The sequence below is a fragment of the Terrabacter sp. 01T434 genome (assembly GCF_056398545.1).
Genome location: NZ_JBFTPP010000016.1, coordinates 1 through 16,477 on the forward strand (window position 1 = coordinate 1; position 16,477 = coordinate 16,477).

The 16,477-nt window shown below is 71.5% G+C and carries 16 protein-coding genes, 1 other RNA gene and 1 pseudogene; 9 read left to right on the forward strand and 9 right to left on the reverse strand.

Annotation, left to right across the window (positions count from 1 at the left end):
* Positions 1 to 328: 328 nt before the first annotated feature.
* Together AC1DIW_RS21535 and AC1DIW_RS21540 are read right to left on the reverse strand one after the other, a co-directional pair.
* Entirely contained in the window at positions 329 to 1,414 is a 1,086-nt protein-coding gene (locus tag AC1DIW_RS21535) for an ArsB/NhaD family transporter (RefSeq protein ID WP_478110842.1), read from the reverse strand.
* A 1-nt stretch (position 1,415) separates the two neighbouring features.
* Complete coding sequence (locus tag AC1DIW_RS21540; RefSeq protein ID WP_478110843.1) at positions 1,416 to 2,165, reverse strand: YaaA family protein; 750 nt, start codon at positions 2,163 to 2,165, stop codon at positions 1,416 to 1,418.
* Positions 2,166 to 2,259: 94 nt separating this feature from the next.
* On the opposite strand from AC1DIW_RS21540, the gene AC1DIW_RS21545 reads away from it, so the two are divergent.
* Positions 2,260 to 3,696: an RNB domain-containing ribonuclease gene (locus AC1DIW_RS21545; protein WP_478110845.1), complete on the forward strand. Its 1,437-nt coding sequence runs from the start codon at positions 2,260 to 2,262 to the stop codon at positions 3,694 to 3,696.
* Here the strand turns inward: AC1DIW_RS21545 and AC1DIW_RS21550 are convergent, their stop codons facing one another.
* The gene (locus tag AC1DIW_RS21550; RefSeq protein ID WP_478110847.1) at positions 3,697 to 4,515 is read right to left on the reverse strand and encodes a hypothetical protein; all 819 of its coding nucleotides are present in this window, start codon (positions 4,513 to 4,515) and stop codon (positions 3,697 to 3,699) included.
* Positions 4,516 to 4,691: 176 nt separating this feature from the next.
* Here AC1DIW_RS21550 and AC1DIW_RS21555 point away from each other — a divergent pair, with 176 nt between their 5' ends.
* From AC1DIW_RS21555 to AC1DIW_RS21565, 3 genes are all read left to right on the forward strand, one after another.
* The gene (locus AC1DIW_RS21555) at positions 4,692 to 6,329 is read left to right on the forward strand and encodes a peptide chain release factor 3 (RefSeq protein ID WP_478110849.1); all 1,638 of its coding nucleotides are present in this window, start codon (positions 4,692 to 4,694) and stop codon (positions 6,327 to 6,329) included.
* Positions 6,330 to 6,333: 4 nt separating this feature from the next.
* Positions 6,334 to 7,080 (forward strand): polyamine aminopropyltransferase, encoded by a 747-nt coding sequence (locus AC1DIW_RS21560; RefSeq protein ID WP_442280977.1) that lies wholly within the window; start codon positions 6,334 to 6,336, stop codon positions 7,078 to 7,080.
* Positions 7,081 to 7,174: 94 nt separating this feature from the next.
* Positions 7,175 to 7,540: an STAS domain-containing protein gene (locus tag AC1DIW_RS21565; protein ID WP_478110851.1), complete on the forward strand. Its 366-nt coding sequence runs from the start codon at positions 7,175 to 7,177 to the stop codon at positions 7,538 to 7,540.
* Between the two features lie 12 nt (positions 7,541 to 7,552).
* On the opposite strand, the gene AC1DIW_RS21570 is transcribed toward AC1DIW_RS21565, so the two are convergent.
* The gene (locus tag AC1DIW_RS21570; RefSeq protein ID WP_442280979.1) at positions 7,553 to 7,951 is read right to left on the reverse strand and encodes an ATP-binding protein; all 399 of its coding nucleotides are present in this window, start codon (positions 7,949 to 7,951) and stop codon (positions 7,553 to 7,555) included.
* A gap of 66 nt (positions 7,952 to 8,017) precedes the next feature.
* Here AC1DIW_RS21570 and AC1DIW_RS21575 point away from each other — a divergent pair, with 66 nt between their 5' ends.
* The 3 genes from AC1DIW_RS21575 (at position 8,018) to AC1DIW_RS21585 (ending at position 11,080) form a co-directional block, all read left to right on the forward strand.
* A complete protein-coding gene (locus AC1DIW_RS21575; RefSeq protein ID WP_478110853.1) occupies positions 8,018 to 9,817 on the forward strand; it encodes a PP2C family protein-serine/threonine phosphatase in 1,800 nt (599 codons plus the stop codon).
* Between the two features lie 70 nt (positions 9,818 to 9,887).
* Positions 9,888 to 10,283: RNase P RNA component class A (gene rnpB, locus AC1DIW_RS21580), an RNA gene on the forward strand.
* A 452-nt stretch (positions 10,284 to 10,735) separates the two neighbouring features.
* On the forward strand, positions 10,736 to 11,080 hold the full coding sequence (locus AC1DIW_RS21585; protein WP_478110855.1) for a hypothetical protein: 345 nt from the start codon (positions 10,736 to 10,738) through the stop codon (positions 11,078 to 11,080).
* 108 nt (positions 11,081 to 11,188) lie between these two features.
* Here the strand turns inward: AC1DIW_RS21585 and AC1DIW_RS21590 are convergent, their stop codons facing one another.
* Complete coding sequence (locus AC1DIW_RS21590; protein WP_442280982.1) at positions 11,189 to 11,368, reverse strand: hypothetical protein; 180 nt, start codon at positions 11,366 to 11,368, stop codon at positions 11,189 to 11,191.
* A gap of 176 nt (positions 11,369 to 11,544) precedes the next feature.
* Here AC1DIW_RS21590 and AC1DIW_RS21595 point away from each other — a divergent pair, with 176 nt between their 5' ends.
* Positions 11,545 to 11,988 (forward strand): ester cyclase, encoded by a 444-nt coding sequence (locus AC1DIW_RS21595; RefSeq protein WP_478110857.1) that lies wholly within the window; start codon positions 11,545 to 11,547, stop codon positions 11,986 to 11,988.
* Positions 11,989 to 12,154: 166 nt separating this feature from the next.
* Here the strand turns inward: AC1DIW_RS21595 and AC1DIW_RS21600 are convergent, their stop codons facing one another.
* Together AC1DIW_RS21600 and AC1DIW_RS21605 are read right to left on the reverse strand one after the other, a co-directional pair.
* Positions 12,155 to 13,426, reverse strand: a complete 1,272-nt coding sequence (locus AC1DIW_RS21600; RefSeq protein WP_478110858.1) for an MFS transporter — start codon at positions 13,424 to 13,426, stop codon at positions 12,155 to 12,157.
* Between the two features lie 125 nt (positions 13,427 to 13,551).
* Positions 13,552 to 15,024 carry an NAD(P)-binding domain-containing protein gene (locus tag AC1DIW_RS21605; RefSeq protein WP_478110860.1) on the reverse strand — a complete coding sequence of 491 codons (1,473 nt, stop codon included), beginning with the start codon at positions 15,022 to 15,024 and terminating at the stop codon, positions 13,552 to 13,554.
* A gap of 123 nt (positions 15,025 to 15,147) precedes the next feature.
* On the opposite strand from AC1DIW_RS21605, the gene AC1DIW_RS21610 reads away from it, so the two are divergent.
* A complete protein-coding gene (locus AC1DIW_RS21610; RefSeq protein WP_442280985.1) occupies positions 15,148 to 15,522 on the forward strand; it encodes an ArsR/SmtB family transcription factor in 375 nt (124 codons plus the stop codon).
* 304 nt (positions 15,523 to 15,826) lie between these two features.
* Here AC1DIW_RS21610 and AC1DIW_RS21615 read toward each other — a convergent pair whose 3' ends face one another.
* Together AC1DIW_RS21615 and AC1DIW_RS21620 are read right to left on the reverse strand one after the other, a co-directional pair.
* On the reverse strand, positions 15,827 to 16,282 hold the full coding sequence (locus AC1DIW_RS21615) for an arsenate-mycothiol transferase ArsC (RefSeq protein ID WP_442280986.1): 456 nt from the start codon (positions 16,280 to 16,282) through the stop codon (positions 15,827 to 15,829).
* Positions 16,275 to 16,477, reverse strand: a pseudogene (locus AC1DIW_RS21620) (hypothetical protein); the annotation flags it as partial. The gene AC1DIW_RS21615 and the pseudogene AC1DIW_RS21620, both read right to left, overlap by 8 nt.

The following is a 16,477-nucleotide window of genomic DNA, read 5'->3' on the forward strand; positions in this document are numbered from 1 at the left end:
CGCGTCGGTCCAGTCGCCCTCGCTCACCGGTGCGGCAGGGCGCGCGAGGCCACCGACGGGCCCCACCGAAAGGTCATGCCGGCCACCTTGGCCCATCGTCCCACCGCGCGGCGGTCGACCGCGATCCGCCGCGCTACCTCCAACGCCGGTAGGCCCTGCTCCAGCAGCCCCAACGCCTGCTGCCGCTGAGCAAAGGAGTACGTCCCCGGGATTCCACCCATCGCCTGCCTCCACGCAATCCGTGTTGCGCAGACGATCTGAAGCCAAGCGGGTGGGGAAGTGGGCACTCGATGGTCGAGTGTCCACTTCCCGACCGAGACGTCGGACGTCAGCGCGCAGTGAGGGCCAGGGTCGCGGCCACCACGACGGCCACCGCGCAGAGGGCGCCGGTCCGCGCGATGCGACCGACGTCGACGGTCAGTCCCGCAGAGCGGCATCGCGAGGCCCACAGCAGCGTCGCGACCGAGCCCCACATCGTGATGATGGGCCCCGCGTTGACGCCGATGAGCAGGGCCGCAAGCCGCGTCGCCGAGTCGGTCACGGTCGGTTCGAGCGCGAGGTAGGCCGGGAGGTTGTTGATGCCGTTGGACGTCAGCATGCCGATGCCGCTGACGCGCAAGAGCGCGGCCCGCCCGGTGCCGTGCCCGACGATGTGTTGTAGCCACGCCTCGAGGCCGGCACGCAGGGCTGCATCGATGGCGACGAAGAGGACGCAGATGCCCAGGACGGTGAGCCACGGCATCCGGATCCGGCGCAGCAGCTCGGGGGCCCGCCAGTAGGTCGCCGCGACGAGGATGCCGGCGGCGGGCACGGATGCCAGCGCGGGCTGCACCCCGAGCACGAAGGCCGGAGCGAGCAGGGCGCACACCCCGGCCGCGATCTGCACGAGCACGAGGTCGTGCGGCTCGGCAGCCGGGGGAGTCTCGTAGGTGCCGCGCAGGTCGCGGCGATGCAGGTACCAGAGGACCGCGACGGTGAGGAGGATCGCGACGACGGCCGGCAGCGCCATCAGCTTGATGTATCCGAGGGTGCCGACGCCGAGGGCCGCGAACGGGTGCAGCGCCAGGAGGTTCGTCAGGTTCGAGACCGGGAGCAGCAGCGAGGCCGTGTTGGCCAGCCACAGCGTCGTCATCGCGAACGGCAGCGGCGGAGCGCCGACCTGGCGCGCCACCGCGATGGCCACGGGCGTCAGCAGTACGGCCGTCGTGTCGAGGCTGAGGAGCACGGTGCATGCCACCGCGATGGCGACGAGGAGCAGCCACAGCAGGACGACACGACCCCTCGCGGTGCGGGCAGCACGGTGTGCCAAGACGTCGAAGAGGCCCGACAGGTCGCAGATCTCGGCGACCAGGGTGATGGCGACGAGAAAGACGAGGATCGGCACGACGCGTTCGACGAGGTTCGCGAGGTCCACGTCACGGCCTCGGGGTCGCGGCCAGCTGCCACGGACGTCCTGCCCGCGGCGGGGCCGTCAGCTCGACCTCGAAGCGCTCCGACAGCCTCTCGGCGAGGGCCTGGGGCGTGCGCGGCGCGTCGGCCTGCACGAGCTCTCGTGTCACGAGGCCACGCGTGTGCTTGGCCATGTGCGATGCGCCGGGGACCGTGACGTGCACCCAGCGCTCGGCGCGCTCGCGCGTGGGACGCCACACGGCGGCATACGTGCTCGACCGGCAGTCGACGACGAGCTCTCGCGGCTTGACGATCGCGTCCAGGGCGGCGGGCAGCTCCTTGCGCCACTCGTGGGTGAGCTGGCCCACGCCCGGAAGGGTGCTGCAGATGTTGACGCGGTAGGCCGGCACCCGGTCACCGAGGCGCAGCGCGCCGAAGAGGGCCGACACGACGACGATCCAGCGGTTGGCGCGGCGCTTCGAGGCCGCGTCGAGCGAGTCGACGTCGAGGGCCTGGTAGAGCACCCCGCTGTAGATGTGGGCTGCCGTTGCCGTCGGTGCGGTCTGCAGGCGGGTGTTGCCCTCGATGTCGGCGACGAGGTTGGGGCTGACGTCGAGGACGGACGCGGCATCCGGCTCGCCGCTCACCCGAGCCACGGTCTGCACGAGCGACTCGCGCAGGGGCGTCAGCTCCGGGAAGGAGAGGGTGCCGAGGTCGAGCGAGCGCCCCCTCCGCGGTGGCGTCTTTCCCTCGGACGGCGGGAGCAGGATGAGCACGGTCGTCAGCCTAGGGAAGGCCGACACCGATGTCGCATCCGTCCGCGTGTCGCGGCGGCCACTCCGACGATCGCACGATGCGTAGGGTGGCGCCATGGCCCAGCGACACATCGTCTTCCGCCCGGCGACGCAGCCCGGGGACGTGGCACAGCAGCTGACCGCGCGCTTCGAGGCGGTGCGCCGCGAGTTCGAGGTGCCTGACCGTTTCCCGCCCGCCGTGGTCGCCGAGGCGAGCTCGGCCGCCGAGGCCGCCACCCTGCCGGAGCGGGACGAGACGGACATCCCGTTCATCACCATCGACCCGCCGACCTCGATGGACCTCGACCAGGCCATGTCGATCGAGCGCCACGGCGAGGGGTACCGGGTGCGCTACGCCATCGCCGACGTGCCCGCCTTCGTCCGCGCGGGAGGTGCCGTCGACACCGAGGCCCGCCGCCGTGGCCAGACCCTCTACTGCCCCGACGAGCGCATCCAGCTGCACCCGTCCGAGCTGAGCGAGGGCGCCGCCAGCCTGCTGCCCGACCAGGTGCGTCCGGCCTTCGTCTGGGACATCGCCCTCGCCGCCGACGGCGAGGGCACCGCGGTGGAGGTCCACCGGGCCATGGTGCGCAGCGTCCGTCGCTACGACTACGAGCAGGTGCAGAAGGAGGTCGACGCCGGGACCGCCGAGGAGTGCCTGATGCTGCTCAAGGAGGTCGGGGAGAAGCGCGTGATGCTCGAGCGCCGGCGCGGCGGCGCGACGCTGCCGATGCCCGAGCAGGAGGTCGAGGAGGACGAGAACGGCGACTTCCGCATCTCGTTCCGTCCACTGCTCTCCGCGGAGGACTGGAACGCCCAGATCTCCCTGCTGACCGGGATGGGCGCGGCGGACCTCATGCTCAGGGGCAAGGTCGGAATCCTGCGCACGATGCCGCCGCCGGACCCCCGTGACCTGGCGCGCTTCCGTCGCCAGGCGGCTGCGGCCGGCGTGGCGTGGCCCGAGGGACTGGCCTACGGCGAGTTCCTCCGGACGCTGGACCGCGCCGAGCCCCGCCACCTGGCCCTCATCCACGAGGCGACCTCGCTCTTCCGGGGCGCCGGCTACACCCCGTTCGACGGGACGGTGCCGGAGCAACCGCTGCACGCCGCGGTCGCGAACCCGTATGCGCACGTGACCGCCCCGCTGCGCCGGCTCGTCGACCGCTTCGGGCTCGTCGTGTGCGAGGCGCTCTCGGCGGGTCGAGAGGTGCCCGAGTGGGTGCGTGAGGCGCTGCCGACGCTGCCCGAGATCATGTCGACGTCCGACCGACGCACCAACGGCGTCGAGCGGGCGTGCACCGACGCCGTCGAGGCGGCCGAGCTCCATCCCCATCTCGGCGACGAGCTAGAAGGGGTGGTTGTCGACGAGAACGAGAAGGCTGTCGTCGTCCAGCTCATCGAGCTGGCCGTGGTGGCGAAGGCGTCCGGCAAGGCTGCCGCTGGCGCCCGGGTGACCGTGCGCGTCGACGTCGCCGAGGTGTCGACGGGCACGATCGCGCTGACCGTCGTCTGATCAGGGAGCGGTCGGGGTGGGGCTGACGGGAGTGGCCCCACCGGGGGGTGTGGTCGCCGTGCCCGCGCCGCCCGGTGTCGCGGGCGACGCGGGGCTCGACGCCCCCGTGGTGGTCGGCGTGGCGGCCTGGGGTGAGGCAGGGGCGGTCGCGGCGCCGGCTCCGGTGGTCGGCCCGGTGACAGGAGTCGTCGCCGACGGGCTCGGCGTCGAGCCGGCCGACCCGGTCGAGGTGGTGGCACGGCTGTCCCGCTGCACCTGCTCGGCCCGGGGGGCTGCGGGTGCGTCGACGACGGCCCCGGCCGAGGCGCGGCCACCGAGGGTCGTCCCCGTCACCTGGGCGCCGGTGGCGAGCTGCAGACCGGTGAGGAAGGCCGCCGCGACGGCGAAGACCGCAGCGGTCGTCGCGAGGACCCGGCGTGTCGTCGTGCGGTCGGCACGCCGCCACCAGCGCTCACGCACGACCTCCATCTGGAGGGTGTCGGCACCGCGACGGGAGCGCACGAGCACGACGGCGTCCTTGGCGCGGGCCATGGAGGTCGTGTAGACGTGGGCGGCGATGGCCGAGACGACGCTCAGGACGGCCGCGCCGGCGATGGTGCCGACGACGCCCAGGCGCGAGCCCAGGGCGGCCGCGGTCGCCGCAGCCATCGACCCCCCGAGCAGCTGGGTCAGGGAGAGGTCGAGGAGCTTGAACCCGGAGCGGGGGTGGGGCTGGGACTCCGCGGGGGCGGCGCCGCTGGGGCCGCTGTGGCCGGTGGATCCGGTGGAGCTGGATGGTGCGTCGGTGAGGTCGGGGTCGTCGGTCAGCTGTTGCGTCATGTTCCTGAGGGGTCTGTTGCGGTCGTCGTCTCCCATGCACGACGAACGGGACGCCGTGATCGTTGACGCAGGCGACTCGATGTGACTCGGCTCACGCTCGCTGGGCGGTGTCCGAGCCCGTCGATTCGGGGTTCGGGGCGAGCGATGACAGACTCGGGGGCGATCACTGGAGGACCATGGACGCCATCGCACTGCCCGACCGCGAGATCGCGGACCGCCGCGACCCCGGCGGCGCGAACCCCGACGAGCGCGCGGTCGCCGAGGAGGCGGCCCGCCGCCGCACCTTCGCCGTCATCTCGCACCCCGACGCCGGCAAGTCGACCTTGACCGAGGCGCTCGCCCTGCACGCGCGCGCCATCGGTGAGGCGGGTGCGGTGCACGGCAAGGGCAACCGCCGCGGGGTCGTCTCGGACTGGATGGAGATGGAGAAGGACCGAGGCATCTCGATCACCTCCGCCGTGCTCCAGTTCGCCTACGACGGCACCGTCGTCAACCTGCTCGACACCCCCGGTCACGCGGACTTCTCCGAGGACACCTACCGGGTGCTCGCAGCGGTCGATGCCGCCGTCATGCTCGTCGACGCCGCCAAGGGCATCGAGCCCCAGACGTTCAAGCTCTTCGAGGTGTGCCGCGCCCGCGGCGTGCCTGTCATCACGGTCGTCAACAAGTGGGACCGCCCCGGCCTCGACGCGCTCGCGATCATGGACGAGCTGACGACGCGCATCGACCTGCACCCCATGCCCCTGACCTGGCCGGTCGGCGTGGCGGGTGACTTCCACGGCGTGCTCGACTGCGCGAGCGGCGAGTTCGTGCAGTTCACCAGGACACCGGGCGGCGCCACCGAGGCGATCACGACGCGCATGAGCGGCGCCGAGGCCGAGCAGCTGCTCGGCTCGACGTGGACCGACGCGGTCGAGGAGTACGACCTGCTGCGCTCGTCGGGTCACGGCTACGACCACGAGCTCTTCCTCTCCGGCGCGGCGTCGCCGGTCCTCTTCGGGTCGGCCGTGCTCAACTTCGGGGTACGCCAGCTGCTCGACACGCTCGTGGAGCTCGCTCCCGCGCCGGGCGCGCGACCCGACCGGTCCGGCACGCCCCGCGAGGTGTCGGCGCCCTTCTCGGGGTTCGTCTTCAAGATCCAGGCCGGGATGGACCGCGCCCACCGCGACCGCCTCGCATTCGTCCGGGTCTGCTCCGGCCGCTTCACCCGGGGCATGGTCGTGACGCACGCCGACACCGGAAGGCCCTTCGCCACGAAGTACGCGCAGAGCGTCTTCGGCCGCGACCGCTCGACGCTCGACGAGGCCTTCCCCGGCGACGTCATCGGCCTCGTCAACGCCAACGCCCTGCGCGTGGGCGACACGCTCTTCGCCGACGAGAAGGTCGCCTTCCCGCGCATCCCGCTCTTCGCACCCGAGCACTTCGCCGTCGCCCGGGCGGCCGTCACCGGCAAGCAGAAGCAGTTCCGACGGGGCATCGAGCAGCTGGGCGAGGAGGGCGTCGTGCAGGTGCTCACCTCCGACCGGCGCGGGGCGCAGGCCCCGGTTCTCGCGGCGGTCGGCCCGATGCAGTTCGACGTGGCCAAGCACCGGATGGAGCACGAGTTCGGCTCGGCCATCAGGCTCGAGCCGCTCGGCTACTCCATCGCCCGAGCCGTGGCCGTGGACGCGATCCCGATCGTCAACAGCCGTTCCGGCGCCGAGGTGCTGACGCGCGAGGACGGCCTGGACGTCGCGGTCTTCGCCGACAAGTGGCGCCTCGCCTCGGTCGAACGCGACGTGCCTGCGGGCTCGTTCACGCCGATCTTCGGCTGACCCCGTGAGCCGGCGCTTCGAGGAGGTCGACTGGCAGCAGACGGCGTGGGGTGAGATCAGCCTGCGGCGCCGGCTCGAGCCCTCTCTCCTCGTCGACGTCTACGAGGTCAAGCTCGGCGAGGAGTTCCTCATGTCGAGCCTCTTCACCGTTGCCGAGATCGAGCTGGCCCGCCTGGGACTGGCTGCCGTCGAGGGTGAGCACCTCGACGTGGTCGTCGGCGGGCTCGGCCTCGGCTACACCGCGCTGGCCGCCCTCGAGGACAAGCGGGTGTGCACCGTCACGGTGGTCGAGGCGCTGGCCCCGGTCATCTCCTGGCACGAGAGGCGGCTGCTGCCGGACACCGCCGCGCTGACGCTCGACCCGCGCACCACCCTGCTCGAGGGCGACTTCTTCGCGCTGGCCCGTGAGGGTGCCGGCTTCGGCAGTGCGCCCGGCCTGCTGCACGCCGTGCTGCTCGACATCGACCACACCCCCCACCACGTGCTGCACCCCAGCCACGCGGACCTCTACACCCACGAGGGTCTCGAGCGCCTCGCTGCCCGGTTGCACCCCGGCGGGGTCTTCGCCCTCTGGTCGGACGACCCGCCCGAGGAATCCTTCATCGCGCTCCTTGCGAGCGTCTTCGCCGACGCCGCCGGACACGAGGTGACCTTCGCGAACCCGCTCACCGGAGGCCGCTCATCCAACACCGTCTACGTCGCGACCACCTCCAGCACACACCCAGCCCCACACGGCATACGCCCATCGTGATGTGCGGAGCCTGCGGCGCGGAAGTGCCTCCCCGGGGGGCGCGGACGTCCTACGGTGGGACGAGCAAACCGCTCGTTCGTCCAGGGGAGGTCACGTGAGCGTCTCGGTCTCGATCGCCGGCTCGGTGACGACGGCACGACTCGTGGGGGAGATCGACACGTACTCCGTGGGGGAGACGCGCGAAGCGTTCGAGCGGCTCCCCATCGTCGCGGGCGGCGGGGTCGTCGTCGACCTGCGCGAGGTCACCTTCATCGACTCGTCGGGGCTCGGGGCAATCATCGCCCTCTACCATCGCGCCGGCGCGGCCCGCGCCCGACTGCAGCTGGTCTGTGGGGACGTGACGCTGCGGCTCGTCCGGCTGATGCACCTCGACGAGGTCATGGACGTCGTCACCGAGCCCGCCGACGCGTCGAACGGCAGCGTGACCTCCGCCGACGCCCAACCCTCGGACCCCAGCTGATCCTCGCGTCGCTCAGGACGCGAGGCTGAGGTGGACCTGAACGCGCGTACGCGTGGGGCGGGCCTCGATGGTGAGCCGATCGCTGAGGCGTTCGGCGATCCAGAGCCCGCGGCCGCTCGTCGCCGTGTCATCGGGCATGCCCAGCTGCGGCACCGAGCCAGTGCCGTCGTCGTCCTCGACCGTGAAGACGAGCGAGTCAGGCGTCTCGTCGATGCACAGGACCCCGTGCCCACCGCCGTGGACGATGCTGTTGACCGCGACCTCGTGCACGGCGAGCACGGCATGGTCGGCCCGGTCCGGGATGCGCTCCACGGCGATGGTCCGCACGATCTCGCGCACGCGGCGCAGGTCATCCGGACCGAACTCGACACGGCCGAGCTCCCTGCCTGCGGCGACCGACGGTCCTGTCACACCTGCATGCTCCCACTTCTGCGCCATCCATGGGCGATATGGCCCACCGGCTGTCAGGATGACCCCATGAACGTGCCATGGCAGAGCCCAGGGGCGAGCCGAGCGGCCGTCTCTCCCCGGCTCGCCGCGCTGGCGCGGATCGCGGCCGAGGTTGCGGCCGCCACGACGGTGGAGCAGCTGACCGAGACGATCACCGAGGAGGCGGCCAAGGTGATGGGGGCCTCCCGCGCCGCGCTCGCGGTCCGCGAGGGTTCGGACCGGCTCCGCACCATCGCCGCCCACGGGCTCACCCCGTCCGAGGTCCAGCGGTGGGCCACCCTCGAGCTCGCCGAGCGGTCGCCCCTCACCGATGCCGTCCTGACCAGCAAGGTCGTGACGATCACCAGTCGAGCCGAGCTGCTCGAGCGCTACCCGGGGCTCGGCGACCGCACCGAGGGCTCGTCCGTGACGTTGCCGCTCATCTCGCGGACCGACGGGTCGGTGGTCGGCGCGCTGGGATTCCGTTTCGACGGACGGGTCGGGGGCGTGGACCCCGATGAGCTGTGGGTGCTGGGCGTCCTCAGTGACGTGTGCGCCCAGACGATGCTTCGCCTGAAGGCTGAGGCGCAGAGTGCGGCTCGCGCCGCGCGGCTCGAGTTCCTTGCCGATGCCTCCCAGGCGCTCGCGAGCTCCCTCGACTACCGGCAGACGCTGCGCCAGGTCGCGTCGCTCGCCGTGCCGACCCACGCCGACTGGTGCTCGGTGTCGATGGTCGACGACGGTGTCCTGCGCACGCTCGCAGTGGCCCACGTCGATCCGGAGAAGGTGCAGCTCGCGAGGGAGCTCGAGACCCGATGGCCGCCCGACCCCGACCGCCCCGGGGGCGCGGCCCTCGTCGCCCGGACGGGTGAGAGCCTGCTCGTCGAGGCGGTCACCGACGCCATGCTCGTCGCAGCTGCGCAGGACGAGGAGCACCTGCGGGTGGCCCGTGAGCTCGGCCTGCAGAGCGCCATGTCGGTGCCGCTCATCGCCAAGGACCGGGTGCTCGGAGTGCTCAGCTTCGTCGCCGCCGAGTCGGGTCGCCACTACGGCGCCGAGGACGTCGCCTTCGCCGAAGATCTCGCGCGACGTGCCGGCCTCGCCATCGACAACGCCGACCTCTACTCGCAGACCCGGCGTGTCGCGTCGGTGCTCCAGTCCACCCTGTTGCCGCAGGACCTTCCCGAGCTGGCCGGGTGGCAGCTCGGCACCGTCTACCGTCAGGCGGGACGCACCGACGTCGGCGGGGACTACTACGACGTCAGCGGTCTCGACGACGGCAGGGTCATCGCCGTCCTCGGCGACGTCATGGGCAGGGGAGTGGATGCCGCCGTCTCCGGTTCGCTGATGCGCTCGGCCGCCCGGGTGCTCTCGACCCAGGACCCGGAGCCCGCGGCGCTGGCCCGGGCCATGGACCGCTTCATGGTCGTGGAACCCCCCACCCAGATGGCCTCTACCGTCTACGTCCTCTTCGACCCGTCCGAGGACGACATCGCCCTCGTCGTCGCCGGGCACCCTCCGCCCCTGATCTTCCGAGACGGGAGGTCGCGGTTCGTGACTGAGGAAGGGTCGCCCATCCACGGCCTGGGTGAGGTGCCCCGAGTCTCCGCGCACTGCCCCTTCGGTGCCGGTGACGTTCTCCTGCTCTACACCGATGGGCTCGTGGAACGACGGGGCGAGAGCATCGACATCGGACTGCGACGACTGCAGGCCGCCGCCGACGAGCTGTTCACGGCCGTCGACGACCTGACCGACCTCGACGACGTGCTGGCCAAGCTCACCGAGTCGGTGTCCGACCCGGACCGTCAGGACGACGTCGCCGTGCTCGCCTTCCGTCGAGTCGTGTGAGTTCGCGCCACCGGGGGGTGCCGCGGCGCGGACGGAGCACCCGGCATACGCCCCTATGCTGGTGGGCGGATGAGTCGGCCAGACGGTCGCGTCAGGGCCCCGGCCCTGCCGAGGAACGTCCGGGCTCCACAGGGCAGGGTGGTGGCCAACAGCCACCCGGGGTGACCCGCGGGACAGTGCCACAGAGAACAGACCGCCGGCGGCTTCGGCAGCCGGTAAGGGTGAAACGGTGGTGTAAGAGACCACCAGCGCTCCAGGTGACTGGAGCGGCTCGGTAAACCCCACCCGGAGCAAGTCCAGACAGCGCACGATCGAGGCCCTCGGGCGTCGGGAAGACCGGCCCGGTCGAGTGTGCGGGTAGGACGCTAGAGCCGGTCAGCAATGGCCGGCCCAGATGGATGGCCGTCGCCGCGTCACCGGTAACGGGGACGCGGAACAGAACCCGGCGTATCGGCCGACTCATCCACTTTTAGGCCTCTGACCTGCGGTTTTGGGTTTGGGCACCCCCCGTTAGTCCGCAAATAGTCCGCAGAATTTCGGAGGACTCCGTCGACGGCGGCCCTCGTGCGCTCGTCGTTGTCCGGCCAGAGGTGGCTGTAGGTGTCGAGGGTTTCGCTGGCGCTGGCGTGGCCCAGGCGGGCCTGGACGGTCTTGACGGACTCGCCGGGGCGGATGAGCAGCGAGGCGTAGTAGCGCAGATGAACGGGACTACGTCGTACCTGGGGGTAGCGATTTGCAGTTCGAATGGCGTGACCAGCGCACGACGCAGGTTCACGTCGGGGTCATGCCATCCCGAGTAGTCGTGTGACCGTCAGGCGCGAGTCCGGCGGGGGAGTCGCACAGTTGCCGGGCGCCTACGCGCGCGACCACGTCGAGCTCGGATACGCGACGACGGCCCGCCGTGCCCAAGGCAGGACCGTGGACACGACGCACGCCGTCGTCACAGCGACGACGACGCGCGAACCGCTCTACGTGATGGCCACCCGCGGCCGGGAGAGCAACATGCTGTACGTCGACACGGCATACGACCCCGACGTGCCCACGGCGCATGAACGGCCCACCGCCATGGACCCGTCACTGGTGCTCGAAGAGGTGTTGACCCGTTCGAGTGCAGATCTCAGCGCAACGGAGATGCGCGAGCGGGAGCGGGACAACAGCATCAACCTGGCACGCCTGGAAGCAGAGGGGGCCGCGGTTCTCGCTGTTCACCAGCGCAGGCGAGCCAACGTTGCAGCACGTGACTCGGCAACTCGGGAGCTGTAGACCAACGACTGACGTGCGAGGAGCGGCATGACGGGACGTTCGCACGGCGCGCCTGGAGGGGCACGTGACAACGGGGGAGATCCGTGGCGACCGGAGTCGGCGGGTGGCTCAGGTCTGGCCGCGAACCTCGCTGGCGGCGAGCCAGGACTCGAAGCGTCCTGTTGCTGTCGCCAGGTAGCGGTGGACCCCGGCCTCCAGCTGCGCGACCTCCTCGCGCAGCCCGAACATCTGGTAGTCGGCCCGGCGCTCGGGCGCGCACTCGTGCTCGCCAGTACCGGTGCGATCCACGGAAGCGCCGCACTCCTGACAGGGCATGAACCGGGAACCGAACATCGCACACCACCTCGTCTCTATGAGCACATACCCGTACTTCAACCGAGTTGCACCAGTCTCGGCCCGTTGCCCCCCGGCGGGCCCGGTACTAGCGTTCGACAGGGTGGGCAGGTGCCAGAGCGGAGGCTCAGATGGCAGACAACGCAACCCTCGCGCGCAGGATTCACGAGGCATGGAACGAGCGAAGATTTGACGAGATCGCCGAGGCGACAGCGCCCGATGGAACGATCACGATCGTCGGGTCCGGTGACACCTTCGTAGGCGCCGACGGCTCTCGCGCGTACAACACGATGTGGGCAGACGGGTTCCCGGACGGCAAGGTCACCGTCGACCGGGTGATCGAGTCGGGCAACTACGTGGTCGTGGAGTTCACCGGCCGGGGCACCCACACGGGAACTCTGGCAACCAGCATGGGTGAGATCCCAGCAACCGGGCGGTCCCTGACCTTGCAGCTGTGCGATGTCATGGAGTTCAAGGATGGCAAGGTCCTGAGTCAGAAGACGTACTTCGACACCGGATCAATGATGGCTCAGCTTGGACTCACGTCCGGGCAGACGGCGTCACAGCACCAGTAGTCCTTTCAGCACAACCGGCACCGGCCCACCCCGTTCATCTCACCGCTCTGTTGCACCCGGTTGGCAGGACTGCGCTGCCAGCCCCCCAGGACGCGCGCGTGACCTGTGCCCGCAGCGGTCTGGCACGCATCACCCGCGGCATGGTTGGACATCGTCCGACGAGCGGCTACCTGGAGACTGCTTGCAGGATCGGTTTCCGGCCATGAGCGGATGTCGGGCTCAACTCGGGTTGCCTCGTGGCGGCTGCTGTCACGGCGGCCGTAGCCGAGACGGCCGCCAGTGCCCAGAACAGGCGGGGGTAGCCGCCTAGTGGGCCGGTCAGGGCCGTCCCGGCCCAGGGGGCGAAGGCGCCGGCGATGGTGATGGGCGCGGCCAGAGTGGCAGTGAGCCGGCCGTAGGCGTGGGTGCCCCACCGGTCGGTGACGGCGGTGGCCTGCAGGAGGGTGAGGTTGCCGCGGACGGTGCCGGCGGCCATGGCGGTGAGCGTGAGGAGCCACAGCGGGCCGGGGATGGCTGCCAGTAGGGCGGTGGTGAGGCCGCCAGCGGCGATCAAGGCTGCGGTGCGAGTGCGGGGACTGGTGCGGGCGGCCAGCGGCGCGTAGACGAGCCGGCCCAGGGTCTGCCCGAGGCCGCCGAGCCCCAGGGCCCAGGCGGCCTGGCTGGTGGTGGCTCCGCGGTGGGTGAGCAGCGGGATGAGCCCGAAGACGACGGCGTACATGGCGAACCCGGACAGGGTGAGGGCTGCCGCGAGGAGAAGGAAGGGCTTGCTGGTGATGACGGCCCGCAGGCTGGCTCCGGCGGGAAGTCCCGCGCCGGCCGCGCCGGCCGCGCCGGCCGCGGCGGCCGCAGGGCGTGCAGGCTCAGGGGCGTGCGCTGGCCATGGGCCGCGCAGGGCGGTGGCGTGCAGCGGTGCTGCGGTCAGAAGCACGACCAGGGCGAGGGTGAGCGCGGCGTGGTGCCAGCCGAGGTGCTCGGTCAGGGCCGCGGTGATGGGGGCGAAGATGGTGCTTGCAAGGCCGCCGGCGAGGGTGAGGGTGGTCAGGGCGCGGACCCGCCGCGGTCCGTACCAGCGCGTCAGGGCTGCGAAGGCCGGCTGGTAGAACGTGGCGGCCATGGCCAGCCCGGCGAGCAGCCACCCGGCGGTGAAGACCAGGGGGTTGGGGGCGAGGGCGACGATGGCCAGGGCGCCAGCCCCCAGGAGCGAGCCGGCGGTCATGACGCGCCGCGGGCCGGTGCGGTCGATGAGGTGGCCGATGGGGATGCCGGCGACCGCGGACACGACCAGGGCCGCGGTGAACGGGGCGGTCGCGGCCGGCGCGGACCAGCCGGTGTCGCTGGTGATGGCCGGCAGCATGACGGGGAAGGCGTAGTAGAGCGTGCCCCAGCCGATGATCTGGGTGGCGCACAACGCTGGCAGGGCGAATCTGGGCCTGCTCACTACGACCGGCTGGTCGCCGGCGGTTGGTGTCGCGGTGTCCGGTGGGGTGCCGTGACCGGAGGCGGCCGGGCCGTCGACCAACGCGCTCGGCGCGGTCGACGGCCCGTGGTCGACGGGTGGGCGGTTCAGCATCCGGAGGGGCCGCAGGCTCCCGCAGTTGCGGTGGGGACGCCGATTTGGATCAGTTGTGGCCTGGTCCCCGACGTTGCCAGCGCTGCCACCGGGACGGCCTGGGTTTCTGCTGCGGGAGCGGGGCTGCAGCAGCCGCCGTCGCCGGCGCCCTCATTGGCGGCGGCCTCGTCGAAGAGTCCCGCGCCGCCGCACACGCCGGTCTCGGGGAGGGTGAGCTCGACGCGAGAGGCCGCTTCGTGGTCGCCGGCGAGGGACGCCGCCACGGAGCGGACCTGCTCGTAGCCGGTGAGGGCCAGGAAGGTGGGCGCGCGGCCGTAGGACTTCAGCCCGACGACGTAGAGGTCCTGCTCGTCGTGGGCCAGCTCGGCCGCGCCGTGCGGGTAGATGGTGCCGCAGGAGTGGACGTTCGGGTCGATGAGCGGGGCCAGGGCGGCGGGTGCCTCCAAGCGGGTGTCCAGGCGCAGCCGCAGCTCGGACAGGATCGAGTGGTCCGGGCGGAACCCGGTGAGGCCGATGACCTGGTCCAGGCCCTCGATGCGGGAGCCGTCCTCGCTGACGAGGGTCAACACGCCAGCGCCTACGGTGTCCTCGACTCGGTGCTCGATGGTTTGGGTGCGGAAGCCGGTGACGACCTCGATGTGCCCGGCGGCGACGGCTTCGCGGGCCTTGACGCCGAGCGCGCCGCGAGCGGGAAGCTGGTCGGCGTCCCCGCCGCCGTACGCGTTGCCGACGGCGCCGCGGCGCAGGACCCAAATGGCCGTGGTGCCGGGCACCCGGTCGGCCAGGGCGGCTAGGGCCACGAGCGCGGTCAGGGCCGAGTGGCCGGAGCCGACGACGGCGGTGCGCTTGCCGCCGTACCGGGCGACGTCGGCGGGGTCCGCGGTGGCGGCATCCCCGGTGTTGGGGACGCGGTAGGTGATGCGCTCGGCGATGACCGGGTTCTGCTCGCCGTCGGCGGGATACCCGTCGCTGCCGAGCGGGTTCGGTCGGCTCCACGTGCCGGAGGCGTCGATCACGGCGCGGGCGGTGAGCCGGGATGGCTGGCCGGCGGCGGCGTGCAGGTGCACGGTGAACGGTTGGTCCTCGCGGCCCGAGTCGACGACCCGGTCCCGGCCGGCACGGGCGACGCCCGTCACGCGCTGGCCGTACCGGACGCGGTCCCCGAGGGCATCGGCCAGCGGCTGCAGGTACAGCTGCACCCACTCGGCGCCCGTCGGGTAGCGGCCGGCCTCCGGCTCGACCCAACCGGTCCCCTCGAGGAGGCGTCGCGCGCCCGGGTCGACGAGCTCAGACCAGCGGGAGAACAGCCGCACGTGGCCCCAGTCGCTCACGGCGGCGCCGGCGCGGTCGCCGCGTTCCAGAACGAGCGGCTCGAGGCCCTGCTCGAGCAGGTGCGCCGCGGCCGCCAGGCCGATCGGGCCCGCGCCGATGACGACGGTGGGCAGCGGGTGGGTGACAGTGGGGATCGTCACGGTAGAACCTCCGGGTCTGGCGCCGGGTGACGCCCGACGTATGTTTACTTCGATACTTGTCGATGCCTCGCTGTCGCCCATCTTGCACTCTGGTTCGACGGCTGTCAACATAGACGTATGTCGAAGTTGCTGGAGGTTGAGGACGTGACCCCGTCCGGCGGGAGCACCGCAGGTCAGCTGTGCTGCACGCCGTTGACGCGCGGTCCACTCGGAGTCGAGGACGCCGAGCGCGCCGCGGCGATGTTCAAGGCGCTGGGAGACCCGGTGCGGCTTCGGCTGTTCTCGAACATCGCCTCCGCCGAGGGCGGCGAGGCGTGCGTGTGCGACATCCAGGACGTGGGGGTGTCCCAGCCGACGGTGTCGCACCACCTGAAGAAGCTGCGCGAGGCCGGGTTGCTGGAGTCCGAGCGGCGCGGGACCTGGGTGTACTACAGGGTTGATCCTGACGTGCTCGCCGTCATGGCCCAGATGCTCGCGCCGGTCGGCACCTGATCCGGCTCGCAGCCGCAGCTCATGACAACCCCGGAGCTTGGACACGGAGGGCTGCCGCTACGCCTCGATACTGAGCTGCTTCCGGTGGAGTCGTAGTGCTGCATGCCGTAGGCGTACACGTCGGCCGGCGTCATCGTGTCCCGGAAGAAGGGATCCCATCCGACCGGGAAGTGCATCCATCACCCGAGCGCTTCAGCTGAGCCGGCGGTGCAGCCGCGCGAGCCGTCGAAGGTGGCAGCCAAACCTGGGGCAAGACGACGAACCGAGCGGGCGGGCCAGCGTCGTCTCGACCTGACCTATCGCCTCAGCGAGCCTGGAGTGCCTCGAGCAGGCCTTCGCAGCGGGCCTGGATGTCCCCACGGATCAGCCGCATGCGCTCGACTCCCTCGATACCGCGTGAGGATGGTTCGTCGGTCTCCCAGGTTTCGATGGAACCTCGCATCTCGGGGACGGCGGCGACAACCGCCTCGGAACCGAGCACGACGACACGGTCGACGCGCCGGAACAGGTCCGGGTCGATCGCCGTGGGCACCTCCCCGTCCATGCTCGCCCCGACTTCGGCGACGACCTCGGCGGACAACGCGTTCACCGCATCGCCCGGCCGGGTCCCAGCGGAGTGGACCTCCACGGCAGCGCCCGCCAAGGACCGCATGAGGGCGGCCGCCATCTGGGACTTCCCGCCGTTCTTGACGCACACGAACAACACCGACGGACGGGAGTCGCCGGCGCCCGCTGGTCCCACCCGTGGGACCTCACTCATGCGACCCTCCAGCGAACATGGCGGCCAAGGACGGGGAGACGGCCTGGGCGCCGACGGTGGCGCGGGGGTCGGGGATCGCGCCGGAGTCGGTCTCGTCGATGAGGGCGGCCTCGGCAGCGGCCTCGGCGGGGGTGGCGGTGTCCTCGAGGGCGGCGAGGTAGTGCTCGGCGTCGAGGGCGGCGGCGCAGCCGGAGC

Bases quoted from the DNA above. Each gene is read 5' to 3' on its own strand.
- AC1DIW_RS21545 (WP_478110845.1), top strand. From the start codon at position 2,260: ATGGCCCAGCGACACATCGTCTTCCGCCCGGCGACGCAGCCCGGGGAC.
- AC1DIW_RS21550 (WP_478110847.1), bottom strand. From the start codon at position 4,515: ATGACGCAACAGCTGACCGACGACCCCGACCTCACCGACGCACCATCC.
- AC1DIW_RS21555 (WP_478110849.1), top strand. From the start codon at position 4,692: ATGGACGCCATCGCACTGCCCGACCGCGAGATCGCGGACCGCCGCGAC.
- AC1DIW_RS21575 (WP_478110853.1), top strand. From the start codon at position 8,018: ATGAACGTGCCATGGCAGAGCCCAGGGGCGAGCCGAGCGGCCGTCTCT.
- AC1DIW_RS21595 (WP_478110857.1), top strand. From the start codon at position 11,545: ATGGCAGACAACGCAACCCTCGCGCGCAGGATTCACGAGGCATGGAAC.
- AC1DIW_RS21610 (WP_442280985.1), top strand. From the start codon at position 15,148: ATGTCGAAGTTGCTGGAGGTTGAGGACGTGACCCCGTCCGGCGGGAGC.
- AC1DIW_RS21615 (WP_442280986.1), bottom strand. From the start codon at position 16,282: ATGAGTGAGGTCCCACGGGTGGGACCAGCGGGCGCCGGCGACTCCCGT.